Genomic DNA, 381 nt, shown 5'->3' on the forward strand with positions numbered 1-381 from the left:
CTTCTTCGGAAGAGGTTGCAAAGAGGTCTAGCCGGCTTTTTTGGAATATCCCTGCTGCAAACGAGCAATTGTTGTCCAAGTCAAGTACACTAACCAGTCATTCTTTTGGCAGAGCCAAAACGAATGACATGGTTTTGAGATCGCTCAACGCGATCTTGAAACCAAGTCCGGACGACAACGTCCGGGCGGGAAAGTATGCTTTTTCCGGTAAGAGGAAGAGGAGGTCTGCCGACCTTGTCTTCAGCCAGGGGGCTGCACGAACCAGCGCAGTCACAAACCTTGCTCTTACTGGATCAAATCAAGCGCGAGAAGGGCGTTTGGTGAATGCCTTGGCAGCAAGAGGCGATGAAGGACGTGATACTCTGCGATAAGTCATGGGGA

At 50.9% G+C, this 381-nt stretch carries 1 rRNA gene; it reads left to right on the plus strand.

Annotated elements, in window-relative coordinates:
- Positions 1-296: 296 nt before the first annotated feature.
- Positions 297-381 (plus strand): 23S ribosomal RNA (locus ACN5AZ_RS18750); the annotation flags it as partial.

The organism is Sagittula sp. SSi028 (assembly GCF_048553715.1).
Classification (GTDB): Bacteria; Pseudomonadota; Alphaproteobacteria; order Rhodobacterales; family Rhodobacteraceae; genus Sagittula.